Source organism: Brevundimonas sp. (assembly GCF_023259385.1).
Lineage (GTDB): Bacteria > Pseudomonadota > Alphaproteobacteria > Caulobacterales > Caulobacteraceae > Brevundimonas.
Genome location: NZ_JAHFPF010000227.1, coordinates 1 through 5,779, shown reverse-complemented (window position 1 = coordinate 5,779; position 5,779 = coordinate 1). Strand labels below are relative to the sequence as shown.

Below are 5,779 nucleotides of genomic sequence, written 5' to 3'. Positions count from 1 at the left end.
CCACCGACGACCAGGTGACCATCGACGCCGCCCACGCTATCCAGAAGCACGGCGTCGGCGTGAAATGCGCCACCATCACCCCCGACGAGGCGCGCGTCGAGGAGTTCGGCCTGAAGAAGATGTGGAAGTCGCCGAACGGCACCATCCGCAACATCCTGGGCGGCGTCGTCTTCCGCGAGCCGATCATCTGCTCGAACGTGCCGCGCCTGGTGCCGGGCTGGACCCAGCCCATCGTCGTCGGCCGTCACGCCTTCGGCGACCAGTACAAGGCCACCGACTTCCTGATGCCGGGACCGGGCGTCCTGACCATCAAGTTCGTCGGCGACGACGGCCAGGTGATCGAGCATGAGGTCTTCAAGTCGCCGGGCGCCGGCGTGGCCATGGGCATGTACAACCTGGACGACTCGATCCGCGACTTCGCCCACGCCTCGTTCAGCTACGGCCTGAACCGCAACTATCCGGTCTATCTGTCGACCAAGAACACGATCCTGAAAGCCTACGACGGCCGCTTCAAGGACATCTTCCAGGAGGTGTTCGACGCCGAGTACGCCGACAAGTTCAAGGCCGCCGGCCTGACCTATGAGCACCGCCTGATCGACGACATGGTGGCCGCGGCCATCAAGTGGTCGGGCGGCTTCGTCTGGGCATGCAAGAACTACGACGGCGACGTGCAGTCGGACGTCGTGGCGCAGGGCTTCGGCTCGCTGGGCCTGATGACCTCGGTCCTGATGACCCCGGACGGCCGCGTGATGGAAACGGAAGCCGCCCACGGCACCGTGACCCGCCACTACCGCCAGCACCAGAAGGGCGAGGCCACCTCGACCAACTCGATCGCCTCGATCTTCGCCTGGACCCGCGGCTTCAAGCACCGCGCCAAGCTGGACGACAACGCCGAACTGGCCAAGTTCGCCGAGACCCTGGAAACCGTCGTCGTCGATACCGTCGAGGCCGGCTTCATGACCAAGGACCTGGCGCTGCTGGTCGGCGATCAGCAGGGCTGGCTGTCGACCGAAGGCTTCCTCGACAAGGTCGCCGAGAACCTCGACAAGGCCATGGCGTCCTAAGAAGGGGGCTATCGCTCGGCTCGCGAAGCCTCGCGGCTTGAGCGCGAGCCATGCGCGAAGCGCCAGGCCGCGTCGGGTCGGGAGGTCCCGCAGGGCCGACGACCGCGGCCCAGAAACAAAGGCCCGCCGGATTCGCGTCCGGCGGGCCTTTCGTTTGAGCGGGCCGCGGGTTCGTGCATTGATAACGGCGTTAACGGAGGGCGGACGTGAAACTCATCGGCAGACTCATCCTGGCGGCGATCGTGATCGCGGCGATCAGCTTCTTCGCCGCGCCGGGGGTGGCCTTCTTCGCCATCCGGTCGGCGGCGGACGCCAATGACGCGGCGGCACTGTCGCGGCTGATCGACTACACCGCCGTGCGTCAGTCGCTGCGGCCCCAGCTGAACGGCAACCCGGCCGCCCAGGCCCCGGCGGCGTCCTTCCTCGAAGACCCCATCGGCGCCGTCCGCCGCCAGTTCGAGCAGGCCGCGCCCGCGCTGGGTCCGCAGCCGGACATCTATCTGACCCCCGCCGCCGTCGCCGCCCTGACCCGGGGTGAAGGCCGCTACGCCGCCCAGCGCACCGCGCCCGCGCCGGAGGGCGAGCGCCAGGACCTGTTCCCGGAGCCGGTCTTCTGGGGCGTCAACCGCGCCCGCATGGCGGTCACGGACGAGGGCGGTTCCAAGACGATCTTCACCTTCGAGCGCAAGGGGCCGTTCGAGTGGCGGCTGGTGCATATCGCCCTGCCTGACGGGGCCGTCCCGACGGTTCGTTCGCTGCGGACCACCCCGCCGCTGCTGGAGGAAGTCCCGGCCGGCAAGAGCGGCAAGACCGGCGGCTGATACCGGTCCCACTGGCGCGCCGCCTCGACTCGGGCAACCGTGAAGGTGGGAAGGCGTTACGACGCCAGAGGGATGACATGACCAAGAGACTGCTGACCGGCGCCGCGCTGGCGGCGGTGGCGTTGTTCGCCGCCGCCTGGGCCGCGGCGCCCATCGTCGCCGGGCAGGCGCTGATCCGCGCGGCCAAGGCTGGAGACGCCCGCAAGCTGGAGCGGCTGGTCGATTTCCCGGCCCTGCGCGCCAGTATGAAGGATGAGCTGAACAAGGAGCTGGTGGCGCGCATGGGCCGTGACCCGCGCGTGGTCGAAAGCGGCCTGGGCGGCCTGGGCATGATGCTGGCGCCGATGATCCTGTCGGGCGCGATCGACACCGCCGTCACGCCCGAGGTGCTGGCGCAGATGGTCACCACGGCCGAGGCGCCGGATCCCAGCCGTCGCGCACCGTCGGACCCCGCGGACAGGAAGAGCGACAAGGACATCCATCAGGCCTGGGGCTACCGCGACCTGAACCATTTCGCCGTGACCCTGACCGACCGCGACCATCCGGACCAGCACCTGGCCCTGATCCTGGAACGCCGCGGTTTGTTCAGTTGGAAGCTGGCCGCCGTGGACCTGCAGAACGAGGCGTGAGTAGGAAGGAGGATCGTCCCGTTCGGAGTCCTCCCATGTCCCGCCGCCCGTCCTTCCTGGTCGTCTATTCCGCCATCGCCACCACCATCCTGGGCGCCTTCGTGGTCACCGAGGCCGTCAGCGGGCCCGAGCGCACCGCCTTCGAGGAGATCGACGTCAAGCGGATCAACATCCGCGAGGACGACGGCACCCTGCGGATGACCATCTCCAACACCGCCCGTTTCCCGGGACTGATCATCCGCGGGCAGGAGCATCCGCACCCGAACCGCACCACCGCGGGCATGCTGTTCTTCAATGACGAGGGCACCGAAAACGGCGGGCTGATCTTCGGCGGTGCGCGCAAGGCCGACGGGTCGGTCGAGGGATACGGCCACCTGAGCTTCGACCAGTTCGAGCAGGACCAGGTCGTCGCCCTGAACCAGATCGAGGAGGGCGGCGAGCGCACGGCCGGGCTGACGATCTCGGACCGGCCGGACCAGTCGATCGAGGTCGCCACAACCCGGCTGCAGGGCCTGACGGGGGACGCCCGGACGGCCGAGCTGGCGCGCCTGAGGGCCGAGGGCGCGTTTGGAAACCAGCGCGCCTACTTCGGCAAGGACGCGGAGCGGGCCTCGAAGATGGAGCTGCGCGACGCCCAGGGACGGACGCGGCTGCGCCTGCACGTGGCGGCCGACGGCCAGGCCTCGATCCAGTTCCTGGACGAGGCCGGCCGGGTGACGCGCACCGTCACGCCCGAGAGCTAGCCTTAAGCCTGCAGTGCGGCCCGGATCGCGGCCAGGCCGTCCTCGGCCTTGCCGCCTTCGGGAGCGCCGCCCTGGGCGAAGTCGGGCTTGCCGCCCGCGCCCTGGCCGCCCATCGCCAGCACCGCCGCGCGGGCGAGATTCGCCGCGTTGACCGTGCCGGTGATATCCGAGGTCACGGCGACGGTGATCGCCGCCTTGCCCTCGGTCACGCCGATCAGGGCGACGACGCCCGAACCGACCTGTTTGCGGAAGTCTTCGGCCACGCCGCGCAGGCCCTTGCCGTCCACGCCGTCCAGCACGCGGGCGATCAGCTTGACGCCGTTGATCTCCTCCGGCGCGGCGTTGGCCGAAGCCCCGCCGCCGCCCAGGGCCAGTTGCTTCTTCAGCTCGGCGACCTGCTTCTCCAGCGCCTTGACCGAGCCGGTCAGGGCCTCGACCCGCGCGGGCACGTCGCCCGTCTGGACCTTGAAGCTCTGGGCCAGACCCTTGGCCACGCCGGCCTGGGCCAGCAGGTACTGGCGCGCGGCCTCGCCGGTCAGGGCCTCGATACGGCGCACGCCGGCGGCGATGCCGGTTTCCTGCACCACCTTGAACAGGGCGATGTCGCCGGTGCGGGCCACGTGGGTGCCGCCGCACAGCTCGACCGAATAGGGGGCGTTGTCGCCGGTCAGCGACCGGCCGAGCGTCAGGACGCGGACCTCGTCGCCGTACTTCTCGCCGAACAGGGCGATGGCCCCGGCCTCGATCGCCGCCTCGGGCGCCATCAGCTTCGTCTCCGTCGGGACGTTCTGGCGGATCACGGCGTTGACCTCGGTCTCGATGGCCGACAGCTCGGCCTCGGTCAGCGGGGCGTTGTGGCTGAAGTCGAAGCGCGCGCGCTCGGCGTCGACCAGCTGGCCCTTCTGCGCCACCGCCGGGCCGAGGATGTTCTTCAGCGCCGTGTGCAGCAGGTGGGCGGCCGAGTGGTTGGCGCGCGTGGTGCGGCGCTTCTCGGCGTCGACCAGCTGGGCCGCGCGGGTTCCGATCTCCAGCTTGCCCGCCGTGACCTGGACCGACAGCACGTGCAGGTCGCCCGCGTGCTTCTTGACGTCGATGACCTCGGCCTCGCCGCCCGGCCACTCGAACGTGCCGTGGTCGCCCGCCTGGCCGCCGCTCTCGGCGTAGAAGGGGGTGGTGTCGAACAGGACCTCGACGATGTCGCCGGCCTCGGCCGACTCGACCGGCGCGCCGCCGCTCATGATGGCCAGGACCTCGCCCGAACCCTCGATGGCGTCATAGCCGGTGAAGACGGTCGGCCCCAGGCGGTCGCGGATGGTCAGCCATTCTCCGGCGTTGGCGGTCTGGCCCGAACCCTTCCAGTGCTCGCGCGAGCGCTGGCGCTGCTCGGCCATGGCGGCCTCGAAGCCGTCGACATTGACCGAATAGCCGCGCCGGCGGGCCTCGTCCTGGGTCAGGTCCAGCGGGAAGCCGTAGGTGTCGGACAGGGTGAAGGCCGTCTGGCCGTCCAGCATGTCGCCGGGCCGGAAGCCCTGCACCGCCGTGTCGAACAGGGCCATGCCCTTGGACAGGGTCGTGCGGAAGCGGACCTCTTCCTGCTTCAGCGTGTCCTCGATGAAGGGCTGGGCGCGTTTCAGCTCGGGATAGGCTTCGCCCATTTCGCTGACCAGCGTCGGCACCAGGCGGTGCATCAGGGGGTCGCTCGCGCCCAGCAGGTGGGCGTGGCGCATGGCGCGGCGCATGATGCGGCGCAGCACATAGCCCCGGCCCTCGTTCGAGGGCGTCACGCCGTCGGCGATCAGGAAGGACGACGAGCGCAGGTGGTCGGCGTTGACCCGGTGGCTGGACGCCCGCTCACCCTCGGACCGGGTCGAGGTGGCCTCTTCCGAGGCGGCGATCAGGGTCTTGAACAGGTCGGTGTCGAACACCGAGTTGACGCCCTGCAGCACCGAGGAGATCCGCTCCAGGCCCATGCCGGTGTCGACCGAGGGCTTGGGCAGCTGGCGAACGATCTGGTCGTTCTCCTTCTCGAACTGCATGAAGACGTTGTTCCAGATCTCCACATAGCGGTCGCCGTCCTCGTCCGGCGAACCGGGAGGGCCGCCGGGGACGTGGTCGCCGTAGTCCCAGAAGATCTCGGTGCACGGACCGCAGGGACCGTTATCGCCCATGGCCCAGAAATTGTCCGAGCCGGCGATGCGGATGATCTTGTCGTCGCTGAAGCCGGTGACCTTCTTCCAGATGTCGAAGGCCTCGTCGTCGTCGATGTAGACGGTGACCAGCAGGCGCTTGGGATCCAGGCCGAAGTCCTTGGTGACCAACTGCCAGGCGCGGTCGATCGCATGTTCCTTGAAGTAGTCGCCGAATGAGAAATTGCCGAGCATCTCGAAGAAGGTGTGGTGGCGCGCGGTGTAGCCGACGTTGTCCAGGTCGTTGTGCTTGCCGCCCGCGCGGACGCATTTCTGCGAGCTGGTGGCGCGCGGCCAGGGCGGGGTCGCGGCGCCCGTGAAGTAGTCCTTGAACGG

Annotated in this window: 5 protein-coding genes; 4 read left to right on the top strand and 1 reads right to left on the bottom strand. The window is 69.2% G+C overall.

Features of this window, described 5'->3' with window-relative positions; translation table 11 throughout:
- From Q0C81_RS15080 to Q0C81_RS15065, 4 genes are all read left to right on the top strand, one after another.
- A partial coding sequence (locus Q0C81_RS15080) for an NADP-dependent isocitrate dehydrogenase (protein ID WP_291839700.1) occupies positions 1-1,064 on the top strand: 1,064 nt, incomplete at its 5' end.
- A gap of 206 nt (positions 1,065-1,270) precedes the next feature.
- Positions 1,271-1,885, top strand: coding sequence for a DUF2939 domain-containing protein (locus Q0C81_RS15075; RefSeq protein ID WP_291839699.1), 615 nt, complete (start codon positions 1,271-1,273; stop codon positions 1,883-1,885).
- Between the two features lie 77 nt (positions 1,886-1,962).
- The gene (locus tag Q0C81_RS15070; protein ID WP_291839696.1) at positions 1,963-2,514 is read left to right on the top strand and encodes a DUF2939 domain-containing protein; all 552 of its coding nucleotides are present in this window, start codon (positions 1,963-1,965) and stop codon (positions 2,512-2,514) included.
- A 35-nt stretch (positions 2,515-2,549) separates the two neighbouring features.
- A complete protein-coding gene (locus tag Q0C81_RS15065) occupies positions 2,550-3,257 on the top strand; it encodes a hypothetical protein (protein WP_291839693.1) in 708 nt (235 codons plus the stop codon).
- 2 nt (positions 3,258-3,259) lie between these two features.
- Here Q0C81_RS15065 and alaS read toward each other — a convergent pair.
- Positions 3,260-5,779: alanine--tRNA ligase (alaS, locus tag Q0C81_RS15060; protein WP_291839690.1), on the bottom strand; the 2,520-nt coding region annotated here is incomplete at its 5' end.

Bases quoted from the DNA above. Each gene is read 5' to 3' on its own strand.
- Q0C81_RS15070 (WP_291839696.1), top strand. From the start codon at position 1,963: ATGACCAAGAGACTGCTGACCGGCGCCGCGCTGGCGGCGGTGGCGTTG.
- Q0C81_RS15065 (WP_291839693.1), top strand. From the start codon at position 2,550: ATGTCCCGCCGCCCGTCCTTCCTGGTCGTCTATTCCGCCATCGCCACC.